This is a genomic window from Pseudomonas sp. B21-041, from assembly GCF_024748675.1.
Taxonomy (GTDB): Bacteria; Pseudomonadota; Gammaproteobacteria; order Pseudomonadales; family Pseudomonadaceae; genus Aquipseudomonas; species Aquipseudomonas neuropathica.
In genome coordinates this window covers 384338-408395 of the sequence record NZ_CP087175.1, presented here as the reverse complement: position 1 = coordinate 408395, position 24058 = coordinate 384338, and the positions used below count along the sequence as shown (strand labels likewise).

16 protein-coding genes and 1 pseudogene are annotated in these 24058 nt (G+C 59.6%); 5 read left to right on the top strand and 12 right to left on the bottom strand.

The window, feature by feature from the left end:
- Positions 1 to 153: 153 nt before the first annotated feature.
- The 3 genes from hutU to hutC all read right to left on the bottom strand — a co-directional run bounded on the left by hutU (position 154) and on the right by hutC (position 3562).
- Positions 154 to 1836, bottom strand: coding sequence for a urocanate hydratase (gene hutU, locus LOY43_RS01775; RefSeq protein ID WP_095047181.1), 1683 nt, complete (start codon positions 1834 to 1836; stop codon positions 154 to 156).
- 449 nt (positions 1837 to 2285) lie between these two features.
- Positions 2286 to 2855, bottom strand: coding sequence for a HutD family protein (locus LOY43_RS01770; RefSeq protein ID WP_258709115.1), 570 nt, complete (start codon positions 2853 to 2855; stop codon positions 2286 to 2288).
- Positions 2852 to 3562 (bottom strand): histidine utilization repressor, encoded by a 711-nt coding sequence (hutC, locus tag LOY43_RS01765; RefSeq protein WP_163013658.1) that lies wholly within the window; start codon positions 3560 to 3562, stop codon positions 2852 to 2854. Before hutC ends, LOY43_RS01770 begins: the two co-directional genes overlap by 4 nt.
- A gap of 145 nt (positions 3563 to 3707) precedes the next feature.
- On the opposite strand from hutC, the gene LOY43_RS01760 reads away from it, so the two are divergent.
- Positions 3708 to 5072 carry a formimidoylglutamate deiminase gene (locus tag LOY43_RS01760; RefSeq protein ID WP_258709114.1) on the top strand — a complete coding sequence of 455 codons (1365 nt, stop codon included), beginning with the start codon at positions 3708 to 3710 and terminating at the stop codon, positions 5070 to 5072.
- A gap of 118 nt (positions 5073 to 5190) precedes the next feature.
- Here LOY43_RS01760 and LOY43_RS01755 read toward each other — a convergent pair whose 3' ends face one another.
- Complete coding sequence (locus tag LOY43_RS01755) at positions 5191 to 5760, bottom strand: lipocalin family protein (protein ID WP_093430049.1); 570 nt, start codon at positions 5758 to 5760, stop codon at positions 5191 to 5193.
- A gap of 30 nt (positions 5761 to 5790) precedes the next feature.
- Entirely contained in the window at positions 5791 to 6045 is a 255-nt protein-coding gene (locus LOY43_RS01750; protein WP_003220802.1) for a hypothetical protein, read from the bottom strand.
- Between the two features lie 282 nt (positions 6046 to 6327).
- On the opposite strand from LOY43_RS01750, the pseudogene LOY43_RS28760 reads away from it, so the two are divergent.
- Positions 6328 to 7362 (top strand): annotated as a pseudogene (locus tag LOY43_RS28760) (cache domain-containing protein); the annotation flags it as partial.
- Positions 7363 to 7455: 93 nt separating this feature from the next.
- On the top strand, positions 7456 to 8220 hold the full coding sequence (locus LOY43_RS28755) for a methyl-accepting chemotaxis protein (RefSeq protein ID WP_371748298.1): 765 nt from the start codon (positions 7456 to 7458) through the stop codon (positions 8218 to 8220).
- Positions 8221 to 8402: 182 nt separating this feature from the next.
- Here the strand turns inward: LOY43_RS28755 and LOY43_RS01740 are convergent, their stop codons facing one another.
- The 5 genes from LOY43_RS01740 to LOY43_RS01720 all read right to left on the bottom strand — a co-directional run bounded on the left by LOY43_RS01740 (position 8403) and on the right by LOY43_RS01720 (position 17902).
- A complete protein-coding gene (locus LOY43_RS01740; RefSeq protein WP_258709112.1) occupies positions 8403 to 9005 on the bottom strand; it encodes a DUF924 family protein in 603 nt (200 codons plus the stop codon).
- A 3-nt stretch (positions 9006 to 9008) separates the two neighbouring features.
- Positions 9009 to 10019, bottom strand: coding sequence for a class 1 fructose-bisphosphatase (locus tag LOY43_RS01735; protein WP_007909265.1), 1011 nt, complete (start codon positions 10017 to 10019; stop codon positions 9009 to 9011).
- Between the two features lie 331 nt (positions 10020 to 10350).
- The gene (locus tag LOY43_RS01730) at positions 10351 to 11715 is read right to left on the bottom strand and encodes a DUF3999 domain-containing protein (protein WP_258709111.1); all 1365 of its coding nucleotides are present in this window, start codon (positions 11713 to 11715) and stop codon (positions 10351 to 10353) included.
- Positions 11712 to 15284, bottom strand: a complete 3573-nt coding sequence (locus LOY43_RS01725; RefSeq protein WP_258709110.1) for a DUF2339 domain-containing protein — start codon at positions 15282 to 15284, stop codon at positions 11712 to 11714. The genes LOY43_RS01730 and LOY43_RS01725 overlap by 4 nt, the downstream gene beginning before the upstream one ends.
- A 167-nt stretch (positions 15285 to 15451) precedes the next feature.
- Positions 15452 to 17902 (bottom strand): glycogen/starch/alpha-glucan phosphorylase, encoded by a 2451-nt coding sequence (locus tag LOY43_RS01720; protein WP_220557362.1) that lies wholly within the window; start codon positions 17900 to 17902, stop codon positions 15452 to 15454.
- Positions 17903 to 18161: 259 nt separating this feature from the next.
- Here LOY43_RS01720 and LOY43_RS01715 point away from each other — a divergent pair, with 259 nt between their 5' ends.
- Positions 18162 to 18599 carry a YkgJ family cysteine cluster protein gene (locus LOY43_RS01715; RefSeq protein WP_025110918.1) on the top strand — a complete coding sequence of 146 codons (438 nt, stop codon included), beginning with the start codon at positions 18162 to 18164 and terminating at the stop codon, positions 18597 to 18599.
- Positions 18600 to 18894: 295 nt separating this feature from the next.
- Here the strand turns inward: LOY43_RS01715 and typA are convergent, their stop codons facing one another.
- Together typA and thiI are read right to left on the bottom strand one after the other, a co-directional pair.
- Positions 18895 to 20715, bottom strand: coding sequence for a translational GTPase TypA (gene typA, locus LOY43_RS01710; protein WP_095047173.1), 1821 nt, complete (start codon positions 20713 to 20715; stop codon positions 18895 to 18897).
- A 139-nt stretch (positions 20716 to 20854) separates the two neighbouring features.
- A complete protein-coding gene (gene thiI / locus LOY43_RS01705; protein ID WP_095047172.1) occupies positions 20855 to 22309 on the bottom strand; it encodes a tRNA uracil 4-sulfurtransferase ThiI in 1455 nt (484 codons plus the stop codon).
- A gap of 328 nt (positions 22310 to 22637) precedes the next feature.
- On the opposite strand from thiI, the gene glnA reads away from it, so the two are divergent.
- On the top strand, positions 22638 to 24044 hold the full coding sequence (gene glnA, locus LOY43_RS01700; RefSeq protein ID WP_007909254.1) for a type I glutamate--ammonia ligase: 1407 nt from the start codon (positions 22638 to 22640) through the stop codon (positions 24042 to 24044).
- The last annotated feature ends 14 nt before the right edge of the window (positions 24045 to 24058 follow it).

Below are 24058 nucleotides of genomic sequence, written 5' to 3'. Positions count from 1 at the left end.
TTCAACCTCTGTGGATTGTTCCGGGTTTTGTTCTTTTTTGGCTTTTGCTTTTGTAGGAGTGAGCCTGCTCGCGATTGCGGTGTGTCAGTCAGCACATTTGCCGACCGTGCCGGCCTCATCGCGAGCAGGCTCACTCCTACAGGGGTTGTGCGTTTATTTACCGGTAATCATCGGCAGGTTCAGGCCCTGTTCCTTGGCGCAGTCGATGGCGATCTGGTAACCGGCATCGGCGTGACGCATGACACCGGTGGCCGGGTCGTTGTGCAGTACGCGCGCAATACGCTCGGCCGCTTCGTCCGTACCGTCGCAAACAATCACCATGCCCGAGTGTTGCGAGAAGCCCATGCCGACACCGCCGCCGTGGTGCAGGGAAACCCAGGTCGCCCCGCTTGCAGTGTTGAGCAATGCGTTGAGCAGAGGCCAGTCGGACACGGCGTCGGAACCGTCCTGCATCGATTCGGTTTCACGATTCGGGCTTGCGACCGAGCCGGAGTCGAGGTGGTCGCGACCGATCACGATCGGCGCCGACAGCTCACCGCTGCGGACCATTTCGTTGAAGGCCAGACCGAGCTTGGCGCGCAGGCCCAAACCAACCCAGCAGATACGTGCCGGCAGCCCCTGGAAGCTGATGCGCTCGCGGGCCATGTCCAGCCAGTTGTGCAGATGGGCGTCGTCCGGGATCAGCTCTTTGACCTTGGCGTCGGTTTTGTAGATGTCTTGCGGATCACCCGACAGCGCCGCCCAACGGAACGGACCGATGCCACGGCAGAACAGCGGACGGATGTAGGCCGGTACGAAACCCGGGAAATCGAAGGCGTTTTCGACGCCTTCTTCCTGCGCCATCTGACGGATATTGTTGCCGTAGTCGAAGGTCGGGATGCCTTGCTTCTGGAATTCCAGCATGGCTTTGACGTGCACCGCCATCGACTGCTTGGCGGCTTTGATTACGGCGGCCGGTTCGGTCTTGGCGCGAGCGCGGTATTCGTCCCAGGTCCAGCCCGCCGGCAGGTAGCCGTTGAGCGGGTCGTGGGCGCTGGTCTGGTCGGTGACCATGTCCGGGCGTACGCCGCGCTTGACCAGTTCCGGGAGAATTTCTGCGGCGTTACCCAGCAGGGCGATGGAAATCGCTTTACCTTCTTTGGTGTATTTGTCGATGCGCGCCAGGGCGTCGTCGAGGTCTTTGGCCTGCTCGTCGACGTAACGGCTTTTCAGGCGGAAATCGATGCTGACTTGTTGGCATTCGATGTTCAGCGAGCAAGCGCCGGCGAGGGTTGCCGCCAGCGGTTGCGCACCACCCATGCCGCCCAGACCGGCGGTGAGGACCCACTTGCCGGTGAGGTTGTCGTTGTAGTGCTGGCGACCGGCTTCAACGAAGGTTTCGTAGGTGCCTTGAACGATGCCCTGGCTGCCGATGTAGATCCAGCTGCCGGCGGTCATCTGGCCGTACATGGCCAAGCCTTTGGCGTCGAGTTCGTTGAAGTGCTCCCAGCTCGCCCAGTGTGGCACCAGGTTGGAGTTGGCGATCAGGACGCGCGGGGCATTGCTATGAGTCTTGAATACGCCGACCGGCTTGCCGGACTGCACCAGCAGGGTCTCGTCGTCGTTCAGGTTGGTCAGGCTCTCGACGATCTTGTCGTAGCACTCCCAGTTACGCGCGGCGCGACCGATACCACCGTAAACCACTAGCTCTTTGGGGTTCTCGGCGACTTCCGGGTCGAGATTGTTCATCAGCATGCGCAGCGGCGCTTCGGTCAGCCAGCTCTTGGCGGTCAGCTTGTTGCCGCGGGCAGCGCGGATCTCAACGTTGCGAAACTTTGTAGGCTTATTGTCAGTCACGAAAAAGACTCCTCAGCGATCAATTCAAACCAACCCTGGCAGTGGGCAAGCAGCCTGTGCGCTTCGATGCGCGACAAGCGAATCAGTGGACGCTGCGGAGAGTCTCGAGCGACTCATACGCATACGTCTTTACTTGTACATACAAGCATATGCAATCAAGCGGCCAACTTGTTGGAGGGGTGTTCAAGAAAAATCGCGGGCACGGCTGGAGGGCGCCTGAATCAAGGGTTCGGGCGTGGATGAAATTTTTCATGGGGATGATTTAGGGCGACGGGACTTTGTTACGTGAGCGTGGTTTTGCGCCACGCTGGGGCGTTCGGTAACAAGTTGGTGCGTGGGTTGGGAACACCCCAAAAGCAAAAGATCGCAGCCTTCGGCAGCTCCTGGATTGGGATTGATGTAGACCCTGTAGGAGCTGCCGAAGGCTGCGATCTTTTAAGATTTTTGAATCAGCGCGCAGTCAACTCGATCACGCAGCATGCGGCGTTGGTGGAGACTTCGGCCAGCCCACTGTTACCGTCCAGTTGCAGACAATCATGTCGCCCCAACTGCGATGTGCTGTCGCCAACCGCCACTTCCAGCAACTCGCTGACACTGAACACCAGCAACGTTCCCGCCGAACTGAAGAGCCGCTGCTCACCGTCCAGCCACTGCAACCGCGCGCTGTAACGCTGCGGCGCATAGATCAGGTTGAAATCGCGAATCGCACCGCCTAGCAGCGTGCACGACACCTGGCTCTCACCACTGAAAGCAAACGGGTCGAGCGGTAACAGCGGCCGCGTATCGTCGCCGTCAACGCACAAGGTCATGCCGTCACCCTGCAACACGGTGATCACCCGCTGGTAACCGGCGAACGTCGAAAAACCACCCGACTCAGCGATGTCGGCAATCGACAGGCGCCAGCCAAAACCGTCCAGGCCGGCCCCCGCGTCACGGGTGATTTCTTCAGTGCTGCCGCCACCGTTTTTCCACGGCATGCGCGGGTAGCCTTCGGCGCGTAAAACCTTCACTTGAGTCATTTATGAAAGCGTCCTTCCAGACGATGACGGGAACCTGGGTGAATCAGTCGAGCAGCGGTAACCGGCTGGCGCCCCGACCATGTGCGGCGACGAATCAGCAAACACGGCTCGCCTTTTTCAATCTGCAGCAACTTGCACTCGGAGGGCTCGGCCAGAATCGCTTCAACCACGTGCTCGCCCTCAGTCAGCGGCGCCACCTGATTGAGATACGCGTAAGGCGTCTGCAGAGTGAAATCCTGCTTGAGGTATTCCGGCGCGACCAGTGCGTTGACGAAACGGTCTTCGATTTGCACCGGAATATCATTTTCGTAATGCACGATCAGCGAGTGGAACACCTTCTGCCCTTCACGCATGTCCAGCGCCAGCGCGCGCTCGGAACCGGCAGCCTCTTCTTCAAGAGTGATGACCTGGCAGGTGTGGCGATGGCCACGGGAGGCGATTTCGTCGGCGATGTTGTGCACTTCGAACAGCGCAGACTGGCTCTTCGGTTCGGCGACAAAGGTGCCGACGCCTTGCATGCGCACCAACAGACCGTCAGCGGTCATCTCGCGTAGCGCGCGGTTGATGGTCATGCGGCTGAAACCGAGTTGATTGACCAGCTCGCTTTCGGACGGCACGCGGTAGTGCGGCGGCCAGTTTCCGCTGTCGATCTGCTGGGTGATCATCTGTTTGACGCGGGCGTACAAGGGCGCCGGACTGTCGCCCATGTTCGCGGCCAACGGGGAGACTGGAGGCGGAGTCGGCACGGTTGATCCCTGTTCATTGGTGAAAGTGGCTAGCTTGCCGGAGTTTACCGGGCAGGCAAACGTCTGTATATGTATATACAAATAACACACGATGGGGTGCTGAACCATGTCCGCCTTCTTTGCCGAACGCGCGCTGCTGCCTAACGGATGGGCCAACAATGTACGTCTTGAGGTCAGCGCCGATGGCCTGCTGACCCAGATTCAGGCCGATTCCACCGCAGACGGCGCCGAACGGCTGAGCGGCCCGCTGTTGCCGGGCATGCCGAATTTGCACTCCCACGCCTTCCAGCGGGCGATGGCGGGTCTGGCTGAAGTGGCCGGCAATCCGAACGACAGTTTCTGGACGTGGCGCGACTTGATGTATCGGCTCGTCGGAAAAATCAGCCCGGATCAGCTCGGCGTGATTGCCCGTCAGCTGTACATCGAAATGCTCAAGGCCGGTTATACCTCCGTCGCTGAATTTCATTACGTGCACCACGACAGCAATGGTCAGCCTTACGCCGATCCGGCTGAACTGGCCTTGCGCATCAGCCAGGCTGCGAGTGAAAGCGGCATCGGTCTGACGCTGTTGCCCGTGCTCTACAGCCACTCTGGTTTTGGCGGCCAGACGCCGAATGACGGCCAGCGCCGCTTCATCAACAGCAGCGAAAATTACCTGAATCTGCAATCGCGTTTGCAGCCGTTACTGGCGCAGCAAAAGGCGCAGTCGTTGGGTCTGTGCTTCCACTCGTTGCGCGCGGTCACGCCGCAGCAGATCAGCGAAGTCTTGGCGGCCAGCGACAAGCAATGCCCTGTGCATATTCACATCGCCGAACAACAGAAAGAAGTCGACGACTGCCTGAGCTGGAGTGGTCGGCGGCCGCTGCAATGGCTGTACGAAAATACCGAAGTCGATCAGCGCTGGTGCCTGGTGCACGCCACTCACGCCAACCCGGAAGAAGTCACGCTGATGGCCAAGAGTCGCGCCATTGCCGGACTGTGTCTGACCACTGAAGCGAACCTGGGCGACGGGATTTTCCCGGCGGTGGATTTCCTCGCCCAGGGCGGGCGCATGGGCATAGGTTCCGACAGTCATGTGTCGCTTAGCGTGGTGGAAGAATTGCGTTGGCTGGAATACGGCCAGCGTCTGCGCGATCAGCGGCGCAATCGCTTGTATGGCGCGGATCAACCGATGGTCGGGCGCACGCTGTATGACGCGGCGCTGGATGGCGGTGCGCAAGCGTTGGGGCAGCCGATTGGCGCGCTGGAGGTTGGCAAGCGTGCGGACTGGGTTGTGCTCGACGGCAGCGATCCGTATCTGGCGACGGCCAATGGCGACGGGATTTTGAATCGCTGGTTGTTTGCCGGCGGCGATCGTCAGGTGCGCGATGTGCTGGTCAATGGTCAGTGGGTAGTGCGTGATGGTCGACATGCTGGCGAAGAAGACAGTGCTAGCGCCTTCACCCAGGTCCTGCGTGACCTCCTGGGCTGACGCATAACCCAATGTAGGAGTGAGCCTGCTCGCGATAGCGGTGTATCAGTCACATATTTATGGCTGACACACCGCTATCGCGAGCAGGCTCACTCCTACAGGGGGTTTGTGGTGTTCTTCAGTTCGAGGTCTTGGCCATCTGCCGATCCGACGCGCGCCAGATCAATCGCGTGGTGTCATAGCCTTGCTGACGTGCCTTGCTCAGCAGTTCTTCACGCACCACACCGTTGACGGTCGGCGTGCGCGACAACAACCACATGTACTTGCGACTCGGGTCACCGACGATGGCGGTCTTGTAGTCATCGCTGACGTACAGCACCCAGTATTCGCCTTTCGCCACACCCGGAATCAGACGTGAGAACCAGGTATCGAATTCGACCCAGAGCTTGTCGGTCTTGCCCGGCACCTGTGGATAAGCCGTGCCCTTGGCTTCTTCCCACTGCCAGTCCGGAGTCAGGCAGCGATTGAGCACCGCGACATTGCCGTCAGGCTTGAGGGTGTAATGGGCTTCGGACTGCGCGCAATTGCGCTGGAAATACATCGGCAAGCGCGCCAGTTCATACCAGGTGCCCTGATAACGCTTGAGATTGACGCTGTTGACGGTTTTCGGCGCCAACGGGTCGACGCCGGAAGTGGCGCAGCCGGCCAGTACCAGGCCGGCAAAAAGGATCAGCAATAACCGCTTCATTTTTCTTCTCCGTGGGCGCGAAGCCCCGGTTTACTTCAGGCCTTGGCCGGAAAACATCAGCACTTTGTCACCGGCGTACTGCACGCTGATAAAGCTGTTCTTGTCGCCCCAAGTGCAACTGGACATGCCGAGCGCGCCCGAGCAATCGGTGGGCTTGCCGAGCAGAGTCTCGACTTCGGCCTTGGCCATACCGGCCGAGAGCTTCGAATAGTTTTCCTGATTGACCTTGCTGCATGCGGCCAACAGCACGCAAAACGTCAGAAGGGCGATAGATCGCAGCGACATGGTGTAACTCCTGGAACGAGGGGGGGATGGCATGGTGCCAACCAGAAGCTTAGAAGAGAAAACCCTCATCTGGTTCCGTGGGGGAATGGCTATTTATTAGCCCGCCCGTCTGGCATTTGCCGATAAATCAGCCACTTTGTAACGCTATTGAGCATTTCGTCGCCTTTCGCCAAAGACGCCTAATCTTTGGCGCACCGCGGTCGACATAAAAGCAGCGCAAAGCCCCCGAGTGTGGCAAATTGCCGCCCTTTCTTGACCAGTCCCTTCGCGGTAGTTCATTCGATGACCAGAAACATGAAATTCAGCCACAAGATCTTGTTGGCTGCCGCCCTCGTGGTGGCCATTGCGTTCGCCTGTTTCATTTTCTTCAACGACTATCGACAGCGCGAAGCCTTGAACAGCAGCACCGAAGCCTCGATGCAGGAACTGGGCAGCCTGACCACCAGCAATATCCAGACCTGGCTGGAAAGCCGCATTCAGTTGCTGCAATCGCTGTCGCAGCAAGTGGCCGTCGACGGCAACGCCCCGGCCAGCCTGAAACGCATCATCGACCTGCCCGCCTACACCGGCAATTTCCAGCTCAGCTATTTCGGCGGAGCCGACGGCGTGATGTTCTCGGTACCGGCCGGCAACCGCGCGCCGGACTACGATCCACGTGCACGCGGCTGGTACAAAGCAGCGAACAGCGCGCAGCAGACCATCGTCACCGAACCGTACATCGCCGCGTCCTCGGGCAAACTGGTGATCACCGTCGCCACCCCGGTGCAGCGCCAGGGCCAGATGCTCGGCGTCGCCGGTGCCGACATCGATCTGACCAGCGTCAGCGCAATCATCAACTCGCTGAACTTCGGTGGCCACGGCCATGCATTCATCGTCAGTGCCGACGGCAAGATCCTGATCCACCCGGACAGCAAACTGGTGCTCAAGACCCTCGCCGAGGCCTACCCGAATGGCGCGCCAAAAGTCAGCCCGGGCCTGAAAGAAGTCGAGTTCGATGGCAAGACCCAACTGATCTCCTTCACCCGCGTCAACGGCGTGCCGTCGGCCGATTGGTACGTGGCGCTGGTGCTCGATAAAGACACCGCGTTCTCGATGCTCAGCGAATTCCGCACCTCGGCGCTGATCGCCATGATCATTGCCGTGGTGATCATCATCGCCCTGCTCGGCATGCTCATTCGCGTGCTGATGCAACCGTTGCTGACCATGGGCCGCGCGATGCACGACATCGCCGAAGGTGAAGGCGACCTGACTAAACGTCTGGTAATCCACGGCAACGACGAGTTCGGCGCGCTAGGCACCTCGTTCAACCGTTTCGTCGAGCGCATTCACACCTCGATCCGTGAAGTGTCTTCGGCCACCGGCCAGGTCAACGAAGTCGCCCTGCGCGTCGTCGCGGCGTCGAACTCGTCGATGTACAACTCCGATCAGCAGTCCAGCCGTACCAACAGTGTCGCCGCCGCGATCAACCAACTCGGCGCCGCCGCGCAGGAAATCGCCCAGAACGCCGCCCTCGCCTCGCAGCACTCCAGCGATGCCCGCAGCCTCGCGGTCGACGGTCAGCAGGTTGTGGATAAAACCATCCAGGCCATGCAGCAGTTGTCGGCGAAGATCAGCGATTCGTGCGGCAACATCGAAACCCTGAACAGCAACACGGTGAACATCGGCCAGATTCTCGAAGTGATCACCAGCATTTCCCAGCAGACCAACCTGCTCGCGCTCAACGCCGCGATTGAAGCGGCGCGTGCCGGTGAAGCGGGTCGTGGTTTTGCCGTGGTGGCGGATGAAGTGCGCAACCTCGCGCACCGTACCCAGGATTCGGCGCAGCAAGTGCAAAAGATGATCGAAGAGCTGCAAGTCGGCGCGCGTCAGGCGGTCAGCATCATGACCGAGAGCCAGCGTGAGAGTGAAAGCAGTGTCGGCATCGCCAACCAGGCCGGTGAGCGATTGGGTAGCGTGACTCAGCGTATTGGAGAGATCGACGGGATGAACCAGTCGGTGGCTACCGCGACTGAAGAGCAGACGGCGGTGGTTGAGTCGATCAATGTCGATATCAACGAGATCAACACGCTGAATCAGGAAGGTGTGGAGAACTTGCAGGCGACGTTGCGGGCGTGCTCGGATCTTGAGCAGCAGGCGGCGCGGTTGAAGCAATTGGTGGGTAGTTTCAGGATCTGAAGATCAAGGGCTTTACCCCCTCACCCCAGCCCTCTCCCCCAAGGGGGCGAGGGGGAAAGGGAGCCAATCTTCATGTTGTTCAAACTTGAGTTCGACTCGATATCTCAGGTCGATGTATCAAGCCCAGACACCTCGGTCAGTCCCCTCTCCCTCAGGGAGAGGGCTAGGGTGAGGGAAAGCTCTTAAAATCTAGAGCCAGGCTCAGAAAGAAACACCAACTCCTCAGCCGTAGACTCCCGCCCCAACACCGCATTGCGATGCGGAAACCGGCCAAACCGTGCAATCACCTTTTGATGCCGCTCGGCATAATCCAGATTGTCGGCAAACACCGACCGCTCCCCTTCCGGCTGTTCAGCCACCAACTCAATAAATCTGGAAACCGCTTCGTTCTGCACCGCAAGATTCTCGCAGTGCTCAAACACCAGATAAATGAATACGCGCTGAATCGGTTTCAACTGCCGATCGAAATCCGCAGCAATGCCTTGCGCAACGAGCTTCTGCGCACGCAGATCGCCGGAGAAAGCTTTGGGAGAGTCGCGAAAGATCATTCGCGGCAGTTGGTCGAGCAGTAACACCACCGCCAGCCAACCTTCGGGACGTTGCGTCCACTCGGTCAATTCGCCAGCCAGGGCCTGATCGACAAAGACCCCGAAACGCTCACGCGCTTCGAGGTCTTGGCTGTCTCGCTTGCCGAACCACAACTTGCCCTTGTCAGCCGCAATCTCGTCCGGGGATTCGGCTTGTCCGAACCACCAATCGAGCAACGGCTGCCAGGGCGCGGTCATGGTTTATTCCTTGTGGTAGGCCGTAGCGCGGGCGACTTCTTCTTTCGAACCGAGGAACACCGCTACGCGCTGGTGCAGGCCTTCCGGCTGAATGTCGAGGATGCGCTGGTGACCGTCAGTGGACGCGCCGCCCGCTTGTTCCACCAGGAACGACATCGGGTTGGCTTCGTACATCAGACGCAGTTTGCCTGGCTTGGATGGCTCGCGGCTGTCGCGCGGGTACATGAACAGACCGCCACGAGTCAGGATGCGGTGTACGTCGGCAACCATCGCCGCGACCCAGCGCATGTTGTAGTTCTTTTTCAGCGGACCTTCTTCACCGGCCAGCAACTCGCCAACGTAACGTTGTACCGGGGCTTCCCAGTGACGCTGGTTGGACATGTTGATCGCAAATTCCTGGGTCGACTCAGGAATGGTGATGTCTTCGTGGGTCAGCACGAAGCTGCCCATTTCGCGGTCGAGGGTGAAACCTTTGACGCCGTCGCCCAAGGTCAGTACCAGCATGGTTTGCGGGCCGTAGATCGCGTAACCGGCGGCAACCTGCTGGGTGCCTGGCTGCAGGAAGGCTTTTTCGTTCAGCGGCTCGTTCTGGCTCAGGTATTCGTTCGGGCAACGCAGTACCGAGAAGATGGTGCCGACCGGGGCGTTGATGTCGATGTTCGACGAGCCGTCCAGTGGGTCGAATACCAGCAGGTACGCGCCTTTCGGGTATTTGCCCGGGATCTGGTAGGCGTTGTCCATTTCTTCGGACGCCATGCCGGCCAGGTGACCGCCCCATTCGTTGGCTTCGAGCAGGATCTCGTTGGAGATCACATCGAGTTTCTTCTGCACTTCGCCTTGGACGTTTTCAGTGCCCATGCTGCCCAGAACACCACCCAGGGCGCCTTTGGACACGGCGTGGCTGATTTCTTTGCAAGCACGCGCGACCACTTCGATCAGGAAACGCAGATCGGCAGGAGTGTTATTGCTGCGGGTCTGCTCAATCAAATAGCGACTCAGGGTAACGCGGGACATGGACGGCTCCGGTGGAATGGGGGGCTAAAAACCCGCGCAGTTTACAGGGAGTCTGAAAACGTAGCGAGCGAAGACGCCCGGTAACGTGCGTTGGGGTGTATTTGCCTGTATGAGACGTGATTGTCGGGGGAGAGTTCAGGTAGCGGGTTTAGCGTAGACGGGTTCGGGACGGGTGGTGGCTAAGTGGAGCGGCAGTTTGAGTATTTTTATTGGCTGGTAGGCCGCTATCGCGAGCAGGCTCACTCCTACAGTTGATCGCATTCCATCTGGAGAAATGCAATCAACTGTAGGAGTGAGCCTGCTCGCGATCGGGTGCGCAGCACCCGCCTTTTCAGGATTTGGCAGGAGGCTTGCGCAATAAACTAAACGCCATTGCCCCCAAAAACACCACACTCAACAACAACACCGCCCACAAGCCGATCTTCTTCCAATTGGTCTCAGCCACCGCCGCCGTAGTCGCCGTTGAAGTCTGCGTCACAACCACCTCACCCTGAACCACAGCCTTACCCAACCCCGCCAACTTTTCCGGTTTGAAATCCGGAATCAGCGTCGCCAGCGGCAAGTTCGCCGTCTTCACCGTCGCATTGCCCACCGCCAAACTAAACGGCCCCTCGCCCCGCGCGAGGAAAACCACCTGCGTCGCCCGCACCGCATATTTCAGACTCGGCGCCTGCTCGCCCAAACCACCGCCGCGCTCATCCACGCTCAGTTTCAACTGCTGCACGGTCTGCCCGTAGAGCGGCAATTCGTTCTGCACCACATCCTGGCCATTCTGGGTCAGGCGGTACAGCAAGCCACTGCTCAGCGTTTGCCACGGCAAGCTGCTTTCACGACGGCCGGCCAGCGTCACCGGCGCCAGGCTGTTCGGCTGTTTCAATTCAACCTGCACGCGCTCAATGTTCAACCCCATCGGCAACTGCCAGGCGTACTCCCCGGCCTTGGAGCTGCTGCCGGCCAATGCCGGCGACCAGACCAATGGCAGCGGCACATTGCGCGGATCACTGCTTTTCAATTGTGCCGCCGTCAGGATCGGCGCCGAATTCGGCGACTCCCACAGCAACCGCACATAGCGCGCCGATTGCCCCGGCAACGTCACTTCATGCTGCTCGATGCGCTCATCGGAAAAGGTCAGCCGCGCGACCTGCCCCTCGCCCCACGCTTGCCAGTGTTGCAGATCGTCGCTGGCTTCAATGCTGAAGCGCTGGAAGCCGTCGCGCTCGCTGGTCCAGTCGAGGATCAACTGCTGCAACGGCGCCTTGATCGCGCTGGCATCCAGCAGCCAGCCACGTAGCACCTCTTCACCCACCTCCAACTGACTGGACGGCTGCACCTCGACCAGCGTGCCGTTGGTGGTCGATTGCACACGCACATTCGGCGCGCGTTCGCTGGCGTCGGCGGCGTTGTACAGCGGGAACCATTTCACCTCATGCAACCGGGCGTCGTCGCGGGTCTGCGCTGATTCGCGCGCCAAGGCGTAGGCCTGCGCTTCGCCGGCAGCGTTGAACACCCGCAAGTCACTGAGATCAGTCTGGCGCGCCTGCAATTGCACGCTCAACGGCAATTCGAGGCGATACCACGGGCCGTTGCCGCTCACCGCCAGCGGCACCTGCGTGGCGAAGTCCGCCGGTTTTTCCTGAGCGCCGGCCGCCATCACCACGCCCAACGCCAACCAACCCAGATTTCGCATGCGACTCAAGATGAAACTCCTTCGGTGTCCGGGGCCGGTTTGTCCGCCGCCGGTTCAGCGTCGACGCGCTTGGGCGGCAGTGGCGCGAAATAGCCGACCACCAGCAGCAACACGCCGACACCGATAAACGAGACGATCCGGGCGAGACCGCCACGGTTGCTCAATTCGACAAAAATCAGTTTGGCCACCACCAACGCAATCAGCGCCGCGCCAATCAGCCACACTTCGCGACGATGGCGCAGATGGCCGCCGATCATCAGGCCCAGCGCCATCAACGTCCAGACGATGGACAATCCGGCCTGCACCAGCATTGAGGCGAGCAACGTATCCAGCTCGAACGGGATGCCGGCCCAATGGTGCGCCGCGCGGGTGACCAACGCGGTGCAGAAGGCGAACAGCGAAACCCCGGCGACCAGTTGCGTCGCGTAATCGGCGTAGTCCTGGCGAATCGACAACTGCGAAACCGCGCTGCGCGACCAGACGTAAACACCGAACAATGCGAACAACAAACCCAGCTCCAATGGATTGAGCAGCGGCACGTATGGCAGCGGCTCGGCGTTGCCATCGCTGACACCATTCGCCAGCCAGAACCACGCCAGCATCAACACTGCCAACGGCGCGGCGGCATACAAGCGATATTCGCTAGGGAATGCCGCCACGGGCCACGGCCAACTGCGCGGTGCCGCCGCCAGCAGCAGATACAGGCTCGGAAGAATCGCCCAGCCCAGCCAACGCCAAGCGTTGTATTGCTCGGACAACAGCAGCAGACCGTAGCGCAACTCCAGCGCCAGAACACCAATCAGCAGCCAGCAGCCGAGCACATGCGCCGTGCTCAAGGCGCGCGCCGGCAACATCGGCGCCAAACGTCGCAAGCTGAAGAAATGCACGGCGAACACTGCTGCCCACGCCAGCCAACCGAAATCGGCCGCCGGGTGATAACGCGAATGCCAGGCAGCGAGCAACACCAGACCCGCCGCCGGAATCAGCAAGGTGCAGAGCAAGCCCAGCGCCGGCCATTTCAACCGCAGCGCCAGCACCGCCCACAGCGCGACACTGATCGCCACGACCAATAGCAACAACGTGCCTTGCAGATTCGGCGGAGCAAACCGCAGTACTTCACTGACCCACGCCAGCGTCCACCAACCAGCGCCCCACACCAGCAGCACTTCGGACAAACGCTGCAGACTCAGCGCATCGAATGCTGAAGCGTGATTGCCCAGTTGCAGGCGCCAGGCACCGATCATCGCAGCCAAGCCCAGTACCAGCGGTGTCCAGAATCCGCCATGGGCCAACGGTTTCAGGCCTTCGCTGGACAGTGGCCCAAGCAACTCGGGGCCGGCCAGCAAAAACGCCGCGCCACCAATCAACTGCAACAGCAGACCAAAGACAAAACTTACGCGCTGCTTGAGGTACAGGCTCAGCCAGATGATCAGCAAACCACTCGCGGCCCACACCGCACTCGCCGTTTGCCATGGCAGCACGAACAGCACCGCCAGATTGATCAGCACCAAACCGGCCAGCAGCACCACCGACAGCCCCCGCAACAGACGCACATCGCCACGCACCATTTCATCGCGAGCCGCCAACAGCATGCCGGCGATCAACGCCAGCCCGATCAACGACGCGCTGAGCAACCCGCTCCAGCCGGCGCTGAACACCGCCGCCGAATCCTCGCCCGCGCCTTGCAGACGCAACAGGAACAACGCACCGCCAAGCAACTGCACGGCAAACGCGCTGAACAGGAACGTGCGCGATTGAATGCGCAGACCGACCAACAGAGTTGCCAACCCGGCCAGCGCCCAACTAATCGCCGTGGCTTGAACGAAGAAGAACAGCGGCGCCAGCAGATAGAGGAAGGTCAGGCCCAGACACGCCAACACCGGCAAGCCTTGACGCTCCCAAGGTGATGCCTGTTCCGGCGAGGCCTTGCGCAATTGATAGAAACTGAACAGCAACGCAATGCCGAGCATCAGCGCACCCAGCGGAGCACCGTCAAGCAGACTGCTCTCGCCGACGCGCAACTGACTGAGAAACGCCAACGCCGACCCCAGTTGCAGCAGCAAGGCAAACGCCCGAGCGAACGGTCGATGCTGACGCAGACCGAGCCAGAAAATCCCCGCGCCTTCCACTGCCCATGCCGCCGAGGTCCAGCGCGCATCCAGCCCCAGCGGAATGGCCAGACTGGCGAAAATCACCCCGAGCGCCAGACAGGTTTCACCCAGCAGCACCGCGCGCCCGCCCAGCAACACCTTGGCCAGTGTCATGTAGATCATGCCCAGCGCCAGTGCACTGAATGCTGCTGCAAATTCCAGATGCTGCACCAGCGCAAACTGCAAACCAAAGCCAATGATCGGCGGTCCGAACAGCATCGTGCCGTCGACGTAATCGCCCTTGCGCGCCGACCAGTGCAGCAACGCTTCGCGATCGCCATCCGTAGGTGCATCGGGCATGTCGAGCAATTTGCGGCGGGCGAACAGCAGGCCGATGGCGAGGTACATCAGGAAGAACAGGATCAGGAACGGCTCGGTGCTCCACAACAGTTCCGGCGCATACGAACGAAGGCCCCAGGCGAAGCCGATGCCAAAGGTGCCGACGAAACCAATCAGGTTGAGCAGACGCCAGGCTTTGAACCAGGCGATGGCAAGAATGCCGGCGTTGAGTAGTGCGAAATAGCTGAACAGCGCGACGTGGTTGCCGGCGCCGGTCGAGGTCAGGATCGGCGCCGCGAAACCGCCCAATGCCGCCGCTGCGGCTAGCCCTAAAGCATCTTGAGTGATGGCGAGAATCGCCGAGAAAACGGTGACCGCCACCAGCAGGCCGAGCGCGGCCGATGGATCAAGCAACGGATGCAGACGCATCGCCGCAAACACCGTCAAATACAGCACCGCGATCCCGGTGCCTTGCAGCATCAACGCGTAATTGCTGTTGCGCCGCCGCAGCCACCAGCCCAGCGCGAGCAGGCCCAACGCGGCCGCCGCAACACCGGCGTAACGCAACTCGATCGGCACGACCATGCCTTCGGTGGCGTAGCGCAGCAGGAATGCGAGACCGAAGAACAGCAACACCACACCGACCCGCAGCACGGTGTTGCCGCCAAACAACCAATTGCGCGCGGCGCTGATACCGCGCTCGACAAGGTTCGGGCCACGGGGTTCGGCAGGCTCTTGCGGTTCGGACGTAACGGCGTCGAGGCGCCAGACATCAGCGGGCAGCGGTTGACTGATTTCGCTGGCGACGGCGGACAGCGGTTCCAGTTCGGGCGGCAGTTCCCAGACCAGTTCAGGTGCTGGAGCTGCTTCTACGACTGTGACTGGTTCAGCAACAGGTTCGGGACCCGGTGACGGCGCGGCACGAACCGGGGCACCTTCGAGCAGAAACAGGCGCTGTTCGACGCCCTGCAAAGCGATCTTCGCCAGCTCAAGTTGACGCTGCTGCTCCATCGCCTGCGAGCCTAGCCGCGCGATGCGGATCGTCTGCCCGATCACCAGCCCCAGCAACGCGCCCAATAGCGCATCACTGAACGACTCGTCGAGCAGCCAGCCGAGCACCAGCCCGATCAACATGAACATCCATTGCATGGTCGATATCCCTAAGCGCGAAGGCTAATCCGGGAAGATTAGCGCAGCCTGACCCAAAAAGATCGCAGCCTGCGGAAGCTCCTACAGGGTTATGTGAACACCTCTGTAGGAGCTGCCGCAGGCTGCGATCTTTTCCGACGCGCGATTATATCGAGCCGAGTGGAAAGTTACTCCAACGCTTTCCAGATATCCGTGGCGTACTCGCGAATCGTCCGGTCAGACGAGAACCAGCCCATCCGCGCCGTGTTGAGCACTGCTGAGCGCCACCAGTTGTTGGAGTCGTGCCAGTGCGCCTCAACGCGTTTCTGCGCTTCCCAGTAGGAGTCGAAGTCGGCGCAGACCAGGAAGCGGTCGTAATCCACCAGCGAATCGATCAGCCCGGTATAGCGCGAGGTGTCGTCCGGCGAGAACACCCCGCTGCGAATCGCTTGCAGCACATCGTTCAAACGATGGGATGCAGCGATGTCTGGCACTGCGCTGAACTCATGATTCTGTTTACGCGCTTCCACCTGCTGCGCGCTGAGACCGAAGATAAACATGTGCTCGGCCCCGATGCGTTCGCACATTTCCACGTTGGCGCCGTCCAGTGTGCCAATGGTCAGCGCGCCGTTGAGGCCGAACTTCATGTTACTGGTGCCCGACGCCTCGAAACCGGCGGTGGAAATCTGCTCGGACAAGTCCGCCGCCGGAATGATGCTTTCCGCCAGGCTGACGTTGTAGTTAGGCAGGAACACCACTTTCAACAGGCCACGCACGGTCGGGTCGTTATTCACCACCCGCGCGATGTCGTTGGTCAGCTTGATGATCAGCTTGGCCTGGTGGTAACTCGCCGCCGCTTTACCGGCGAAGATCTTCACTCGTGGCACCCAGTCGACTTCCGGCTCGGCGCGAATCGCCTGATACAGCGCCACGGTGTGCATCAGGTTGAGCAACTGGCGTTTGTATTCGTGGATCCGTTTGACCTGCACATCGAACATCGCCGCCGGATTGACCGCGATGCCCAGCCGTTCGTGAATCAGATAGGCCAGCGCTTTTTTGCTGTGCAGCCGTTGTTCGGCAAAAGCTTTGCGGAACGCGGTTTTTTCGGCGAACGGCTCGAGATCGAGCAGACGCTCTTCGGGGTTATCCAGCACCTCGGGACCCAGCGAGTCGACCAGCATCGAGGTCAGTTCAGCGTTGGCCTGGAACAGCCAACGGCGGAAGGTAATGCCGTTGGTTTTGTTGTTGATCCGCTCCGGATAGAGCTTGTGCAGTTCGGCAAACACGGTTTTGCGCATCAGTTGCGTATGCAGTCCGGACACGCCGTTGACGCTGTGCGAACCGAGGAACGCGAGGTTACCCATGCGCACACGGCGACCGTTGTCTTCTTCGATCAGCGACACCGCGCGCAGCACGTCGAAATCGTGAATGCCTTTGGCGCGCAGCGAGTCGATGTGCTGAGCATTGATCAGATAAATGATCTGCATATGTCGCGGCAGCATGCGTTCCATCAAGCCCACCGGCCAGGTTTCCAGCGCTTCCGGCAGCAACGTGTGGTTGGTATACGACAGCGTGTCGACGGTGACTTGCCACGCCGCATCCCAAGCCACGTCGTAGACGTCGACCAGTTGGCGCATCAGTTCGGCGACGGCAATCGAAGGGTGTGTATCGTTGAGCTGGATCGCCGCGTGATCGCCAAGGGTCAGCACCGAGGTGTGCATGTTGCGATGGCGGCGCAGCAGGTCCTGCAAGGAAGCAGCGACGAAGAAGTATTCCTGACGCAAGCGCAGCTCCTGCCCCGCTTCGGTGCTGTCCGCCGGGTAGAGCACGCGGGAGATACTTTCGGCCCGGGCCACTTCGGCGACGGCGCCCAAGTGGTCACCGGCGTTGAAGCGCTCCAGGTGCAAATCTTCCATGGCGCGCGCACGCCACAGGCGCAGTGTATTGACGCTCGCCCCGCGCCAGCCAACGACCGGCGTGTCATAAGCGATCGCGCGGACAGTTTCTGCCGGCGACCAGACTTGTTTGGACTTGCCGGAGATGTCGGTGACGGTTTCGACGCTGCCGCCGAAGCCGATGGAGTAGACGACCTCTGGCCGCTCGAACTCCCACGGGTTGCCGAAATCCAGCCAGTGCTCGGTCTGTTCCTGCTGCCAGCCGTCGACGATGGCCTGGCGGAACAAGCCGTGTTCATATCGAATGCCATAACCGTGGCCGGCGATGCCGAGGGTCGACATGCTTTCCATGAAGCACGCGGCCAGACGACCGAGGCCGCCGTTACCGAGCGCTGCATCAGGTTCCAGCAAACGGATACGCTCCAGGTCGACACCGAGTTCAGTCAGCGCTTCACGGGCGACGTCGAGCAAGCCGAGATTGCTCAGGCTGTCGTAGAGCAAGCGGCCGATGAGGAATTCCAGCGAGAGGTAATACACCCGTTTCTGACCTTTGCGGTAGATCTGCCGGGTGTGGTCCATCCAGTGCTCGACCATATGATCACGCGCAGCCAAAGCGATGGCTTCGAACCAGTCATGGTCGAAGGCGTGGTCGGGGTCTTTGCCCACCGCGTAGGTGAGCTTGGTCAGGACGGCGTCGCGGAATGCGGCCACCTCTGCTTCGCGAACTAGTGGTTCTTGAGTCATCAATAGGACCTCGAGCGAGCGGGAATTGTCTGAGCCTAGACGGTCTGACCGACGGTCGCGGCGCTGGTTCGGCAGTTTTTCCTGAGACGGTGCGATGGCCCGGCATTACCCTGGCGGATGGGCTAATGAATGCAGGGGCCGTGCCGAATTTTCCGGCAAAGTGCCTGCATGGAGAAAAAATCTGGCGAAAGGTTGTTCAAAAATCCACCAGTCCCGGTATGATCGCGCGCCCTGATGCACACACGCCTGGTAACTCCCGATGATGAAGCCCAACCTGATTGCCGCCGCCGAGATCGATCGTCTCGATACGTGGGCGAAATATTCGGCCCCGATGTGCGGCTCCTGCATGTCCAGCTGCTGCACGCTGCCGGTCGAAGTAAAGATCAAGGATCTGGTGCGCATTGGCGTGGTCGACGAATTCGAACTGGGCGACCCGCCGAAGAACATCGCCAAGCGTTTACAAAAGGAAGGCCTGGTCGAGCGCTTCAATCAGAAGTCGGGGATCTTCACCCTGCAGCGCATGAGCAACAACGATTGCTACTACCTGGATCGTAAGAGCCGCTTGTGCACCATTTATGACAAGCGCCCGGACACGTGCCGCAATCACCCGAAGATCGGACCGCGTCCTGGGTATTGCGCTTATAAGCCGAAGGAAGTTGAGCGCGTGCAGAATTTCCGCGCGATCGAGAAGTTCTAAAAGCCAACCCTCACCCCCAGCCCTCTCCCAGAGGGAGAGGGAGCCGACCGAGGTGTCTGGCGCCATACATCGACCTGAAACACCCCGTCGATTATGGATTCGGTGGAGCCCTACCAGGTCGACGCACTTCTAAAACATCCCCCAATCAGTGCCCTCTCCCTACGGGCGGTCCGACGTTTCGGGAGGGTTAGGGTGAGGGGCTCTTGATCTTCAAGACCCAACCTGCGTTTCCCCCAGACAAACAAAAACGCCCCCGGTCTCGCGACCGGGGGCGTTTTTTTAAGCTCGGGCTAAATTACGCCTTGGCTTTCTTGGCAGCGCGGGTACGCTCGCTTTCGTCCAGGATCTTCTTGCGAAGACGGATGGACTTAGGAGTAACTTCGCACAGCTCGTCTTCCTGGATGTATTCCAGAGCCTGTTCCAGAGTGAAGCGAACAGGTGGTACCAGAGCGATGGTTTCGTCTTTACCCGAAGCACGCATGTTGTCGAGCTTCTTGCCTTTGGTCGGGTTTACACCCAGGTCGTTGTCGCGGCTGTTCTGACCAACGATTTGACCGTTGTAGATCTCCTGGCCGTGTTCTACGAACAGCTTGCCACGAGCCTGCAGGGTTTCCAGCGAGTAGGTCAGTGCCTTGCCGGTTTCAACCGAAACCAGAACGCCGTTCTGACGGCCGGACATGTGGCCCGACTTGACGGTGTCGTAGCGATCGAAGATCGAGGTCAGGATGCCAGCACCGTTGGTCAGGGTCAGGAACTGGTTACGGAAACCGATCAGACCGCGAGCAGGGATGTTGTATTCCAGACGAACACGGCCCTTGCCATCAGGAACCATGTTGCTCAGGTCGCCTTTACGCAGACCCATCTCTTCCATGACCTTGCCCTGAGCTTCTTCAGGGATGTCGATGGTCACGTTTTCGAACGGTTCTTGTTTAACGCCGTTCACTTCACGAATGATTACTTCAGGACGGCCCAGGGCCAGTTCGAAGCCTTCGCGACGCATGGTTTCGATCAGTACCGAGAGGTGCAGCTCACCACGGCCGGAAACCTTGAACTTGTCAGCGGTATCGCCTTCTTCAACGCGCAGTGCAACGTTGTACAGCAGCTCTTTGTCCAGACGGTCCTTGATGTTGCGGGACGTCACGAACTTGCCTTCTTTACCGCAGAATGGCGAGTCGTTTACCTGGAAGGTCATCGAAACGGTTGGCTCGTCAACGGTCAGAGGCTTCATCGCCTCGACAGTGTCCGGGTGGCACAGGGTGTCGGAGATGAACAGCGAGTCCATGCCGCTGATGCAAACGATATCGCCTGCTGCAGCTTCTTCAACGTCAACGCGGTGCAGACCGTGGTGACCCATCAGTTTCAGGATACGGCCGTTACGGCGCTTGCCGTCGGCACCGATCGCCACAACCGGGGTGTTCGGCTTGACGCGGCCACGAGCGATACGGCCAACGCCGATAACACCCAGGAAGCTGTTGTAGTCCAGAGCGGAGATCTGCATCTGGAACGCGCCGTCACGGTCAACAGCCGGAGGCGGAACGTGGTCGACTACCGCTTGGTACAGCGGGGTCATGTCTTCCGCCATGGCGGTGTGATCCAGACCGGCAATGCCGTTCAGGGCCGAGGCGTAAACAACCTGGAAGTCCAGTTGTTCTTCGGTAGCACCGAGGTTGTCGAACAGGTCGAAGATCTGGTCCAGAACCCAGTCCGGACGCGCGCCTGGACGGTCAACCTTGTTGATCACCACGATTGGACGCAGGCCGGCTTCGAAAGCCTTCTTGGTCACGAAACGGGTTTGCGGCATAGGGCCGTCTTGAGCGTCAACCAGCAGCAGAACGGAGTCAACCATCGACATTACGCGTTCAACTTCGCCGCCGAAGTCGGCGTGGCCCGGGGTGTCCACGATGTTGATGTGGTAGCCGTTCCAGTTGATGGCGGTGTTTTTCGCCAGAATGGTAATACCGCGCTCTTTTTCCTGGTCGTTGGAGTCCATCACGCGCTCGTCGTTGAGCTCGTTGCGCTCCAGGGTGCCGGATTGACGCAGGAGTTTGTCTACCAGGGTGGTTTTACCATGGTCAACGTGGGCAATGATGGCGATGTTGCGTAGATTTTCGATCACTTGTGTATCTCGATCAGAGGATTCGGTTTGCTGACAAGTCTTGGCAGCGATTAGCAGTAGTGTCCGGCATGGCCGTTACAGCTTGACGGCGGTGTCGGGGGGCCGGTGACGCAGGCCACAGGCAAACAGCCCCGGGCACTTAGCTCGGTCGATAAACGCGCACATTGGCATGCCCCTCACTGAGCAAATGGTGAGCATGCAGGCGACTCATCACGCCTTTGTCGCAATACAGCAGGTACTGGCGAGTCGGATCCAGCTCCTTGAAACGAGCGTTCACTGCGTAGAACGGCATCGTCTGTACTTCTACGCCAGCGAGTTCCAGCGGCTCATCCTCGGCGGCATCCGGGTGACGGATGTCGATCACGATCTGACCGGCCAGTGCTTCGCTGACTTCTTCAATCTGTACGTCCTGGCCCAATTCGTCGATCACCCGATCGATCGGCACCAGTTTGGCGTTTTCGAGCGCACGCTCGAGCACCGCCATGTCGAATTCTTTCTCTTCGTGCTCAACGCGACCGCGTTTGGCGGCCGTCTTCGGATTGACCGAAATGACCCCACAGTACTCCGGCATGTGCCGGGCGAAATCGGCGGTGCCAATCTCGTTGGCCGTGTCGATGATGTCCTGTTTGTGCGCCACGATCAGCGGACGCAGGACCAGTTTGTCGGTCACGCAGTCGATCACCGACAGATTCGGCAGGGTCTGGCTCGACACCTGGGAGATCGCCTCGCCGGTAACCAGCGCTTCGATGTGCAGGCGATCGGCGATGTTGGAAGCCGCGCGCAACATCATACGCTTCAATACGACGCCCATATGACTGTTATCGACTTTGCCGAGAATTTCGCCCAACACTTCTTCGAACGGAACACTGACAAATAGCACGCGTTGCGAGCTGCCGTACTTCTTCCAGATGAAATGCGCGACTTCCATCACGCCCAATTCATGGGCACGACCGCCCAGATTGAAGAAGCAGAAGTGCGTCATCAGGCCGCGACGAATGATCTGGTACGCCGCAACGGTTGAGTCAAAGCCGCCGGACATCAATACCAGCGTCTGCTCCAACGCACCGAGCGGGTAACCGCCGATGCCGTTGTGCTGGCTGTGGATAACAAATAACCGTTTGTCGCGAACTTCGATGCGGACTTCGATTTCCGGCGCTTTCAGGTCAATACCGGCAGCACCACACTCACGGCGCAGCTTGCTGCCGACGTATTTTTCGACGTCCATCGAGCTGAAGGTGTGCTTGCCCGCGCGCTTGCAGCGCACCGAAAAAATCTTCCCGGCCAGTGCATCGCCATAGTGCTGTTTGCACTTCTCGGTGATGTCGTCGAAGTCGCCCAGCGGGTACTCGTCGATCTGCAGAAAGTGCGCGATGCCCGGCATGCAGGTCAGGCGCTCACCCATCTCTTTCAAGGCTTTGGGGTCGGTAACGCGGGTTTCCAACTCGAGATTGTCCCACACACCGTTCACCACCACGGCCGGGTCCAGGTCACGGAGCACGGTGCGGATGTTCTTGGCCAACTGGCGGATGAACTTCGTCCGGACAGGTCGGCTTTTGATGGTGATCTCGGGGAAGACTTTTACGATTAGTTTCATGAAAACAGCGCGCGAACGGCCAGCCGAAAAAGGGGGGCGCGGATTATAGCGGAAATTGCTCAAGGTTTAACCAGTTAATGTGCAGAAGGTTTTGCACGCACCAAAACAGGTCATTTCTGACTTAAGACGCTACATTAGAGGGCGAGATTTTCCGCAATCAGGTGCTTTGCACCTTTATAAGCGTGAATTTGGGGCAAAAAACCCATGCTGGGGCACTGGCATGCAATTTGCTCCCTTGTGAGGCAGGTTGCCTTGGCAGAGTATTCGCGCCGGCATCACCCAAATTCAAGGGCATCCACTACCAAGCCCGAAGCCACCCGGAGGACATATGTCGAAGACGGTTCAACTCATCAAAGATCATGACGTCAAGTGGATTGATCTGCGCTTCACGGACACCAAAGGCACTCAGCACCACGTGACCATGCCGGCTCGCGATGCGCTGGATGAAGACTTCTTCGAAGTCGGCAAGATGTTCGACGGTTCCTCCATTGCTGGCTGGAAAGGCATCGAAGCCTCCGACATGATCCTGATGCCGGTTGACGAAACTGCCGTTCTCGACCCGTTCACCGAAGACGCCACCCTGATCCTGGTGTGCGACATCATCGAACCTTCGAGCATGCAAGGCTACGACCGCGACCCACGTGCGATCGCCAAGCGTGCCGAAGAACACCTGAAAGCCACCGGTATCGGTGACACCGTGTTCGCTGGTCCAGAGCCAGAATTCTTCATCTTTGACTCGGTGAAATTCAAGTCGGACATCTCCGGCTCGATGTTCAAGATCTACTCCGAGCAAGGTTCGTGGATGTCCGACCAGGACATCGAAGGTGGCAACAAAGGTCACCGTCCAGGCGTCAAAGGCGGCTACTTCCCGGTTCCGCCGTTCGACCACGACCACGAAATCCGTACCTCCATGTGCAACGCACTGGAAGAAATGGGCCTGACCGTCGAAGTTCACCACCACGAAGTGGCAACTGCCGGCCAGAACGAAATCGGCGTCAAGTTCAACACCCTGGTGAAGAAAGCCGACGAAACCCAAACCCTGAAGTACGTTGTCCACAACGTTGCTGACGCATACGGCCGCACCGCGACCTTCATGCCGAAGCCACTGTACGGCGACAACGGTTCGGGCATGCACGTACACATGTCGATCTGGAAAGACGGCAAGAACACCTTCGCAGGTGAAGGCTATGCCGGCCTGTCCGATACCGCTCTGTACTTCATCGGCGGCATTATCAAACACGGTAAGGCCCTGAACGGCTTCACCAACCCGGCGACCAACTCCTACAAGCGTCTGGTACCAGGCTTCGAAGCTCCGGTAATGCTGGCCTACTCGGCTCGCAACCGTTCCGCTTCGATCCGTATTCCTTACGTGTCGAGCCCGAAAGCCCGCCGTATCGAAGCACGCTTCCCGGATCCGGCTGCCAACCCGTACCTGGCCTTCGCAGCTCTGCTGATGGCCGGTCTGGACGGTATCCAGAACAAGATCCACCCAGGCGACGCAGCTGACAAAAACCTGTACGACCTGCCGCCTGAAGAGGCGAAAGAGATTCCACAAGTTTGCGGCAGCCTGAAAGAAGCCCTGGAAGAGCTGGACAAGGGCCGCGCGTTCCTGACCAAGGGCGGCGTGTTCTCCGACGACTTCATCGACGCTTACATCGCGCTGAAATCGGAAGAAGAAATCAAGGTTCGCACCTTCGTACACCCACTGGAATATGAGCTGTACTACAGCTGCTGATCCGGTAGCGCTGC

What these genes read in the sequence shown, in the direction of transcription:
- LOY43_RS01735 (WP_007909265.1), bottom strand. Translation starts at nt 10,019, where the DNA reads ATGTCCCGCGTTACCCTGAGTCGCTATTTGATTGAGCAGACCCGCAGC.
- LOY43_RS01750 (WP_003220802.1), bottom strand. Translation starts at nt 6,045, where the DNA reads ATGTCGCTGCGATCTATCGCCCTTCTGACGTTTTGCGTGCTGTTGGCC.
- LOY43_RS01755 (WP_093430049.1), bottom strand. Translation starts at nt 5,760, where the DNA reads ATGAAGCGGTTATTGCTGATCCTTTTTGCCGGCCTGGTACTGGCCGGC.
- LOY43_RS28755 (WP_371748298.1), top strand. Translation starts at nt 7,456, where the DNA reads ATGTACAACTCCGATCAGCAGTCCAGCCGTACCAACAGTGTCGCCGCC.
- glnA (WP_007909254.1), top strand. Translation starts at nt 22,638, where the DNA reads ATGTCGAAGACGGTTCAACTCATCAAAGATCATGACGTCAAGTGGATT.
- thiI (WP_095047172.1), bottom strand. Translation starts at nt 22,309, where the DNA reads ATGAAACTAATCGTAAAAGTCTTCCCCGAGATCACCATCAAAAGCCGA.
- LOY43_RS01720 (WP_220557362.1), bottom strand. Translation starts at nt 17,902, where the DNA reads ATGACTCAAGAACCACTAGTTCGCGAAGCAGAGGTGGCCGCATTCCGC.
- hutC (WP_163013658.1), bottom strand. Translation starts at nt 3,562, where the DNA reads ATGGGCGACAGTCCGGCGCCCTTGTACGCCCGCGTCAAACAGATGATC.
- LOY43_RS01715 (WP_025110918.1), top strand. Translation starts at nt 18,162, where the DNA reads ATGATGAAGCCCAACCTGATTGCCGCCGCCGAGATCGATCGTCTCGAT.
- LOY43_RS01740 (WP_258709112.1), bottom strand. Translation starts at nt 9,005, where the DNA reads ATGACCGCGCCCTGGCAGCCGTTGCTCGATTGGTGGTTCGGACAAGCC.
- LOY43_RS01760 (WP_258709114.1), top strand. Translation starts at nt 3,708, where the DNA reads ATGTCCGCCTTCTTTGCCGAACGCGCGCTGCTGCCTAACGGATGGGCC.
- LOY43_RS01725 (WP_258709110.1), bottom strand. Translation starts at nt 15,284, where the DNA reads ATGCAATGGATGTTCATGTTGATCGGGCTGGTGCTCGGCTGGCTGCTC.
- LOY43_RS01770 (WP_258709115.1), bottom strand. Translation starts at nt 2,855, where the DNA reads ATGACTCAAGTGAAGGTTTTACGCGCCGAAGGCTACCCGCGCATGCCG.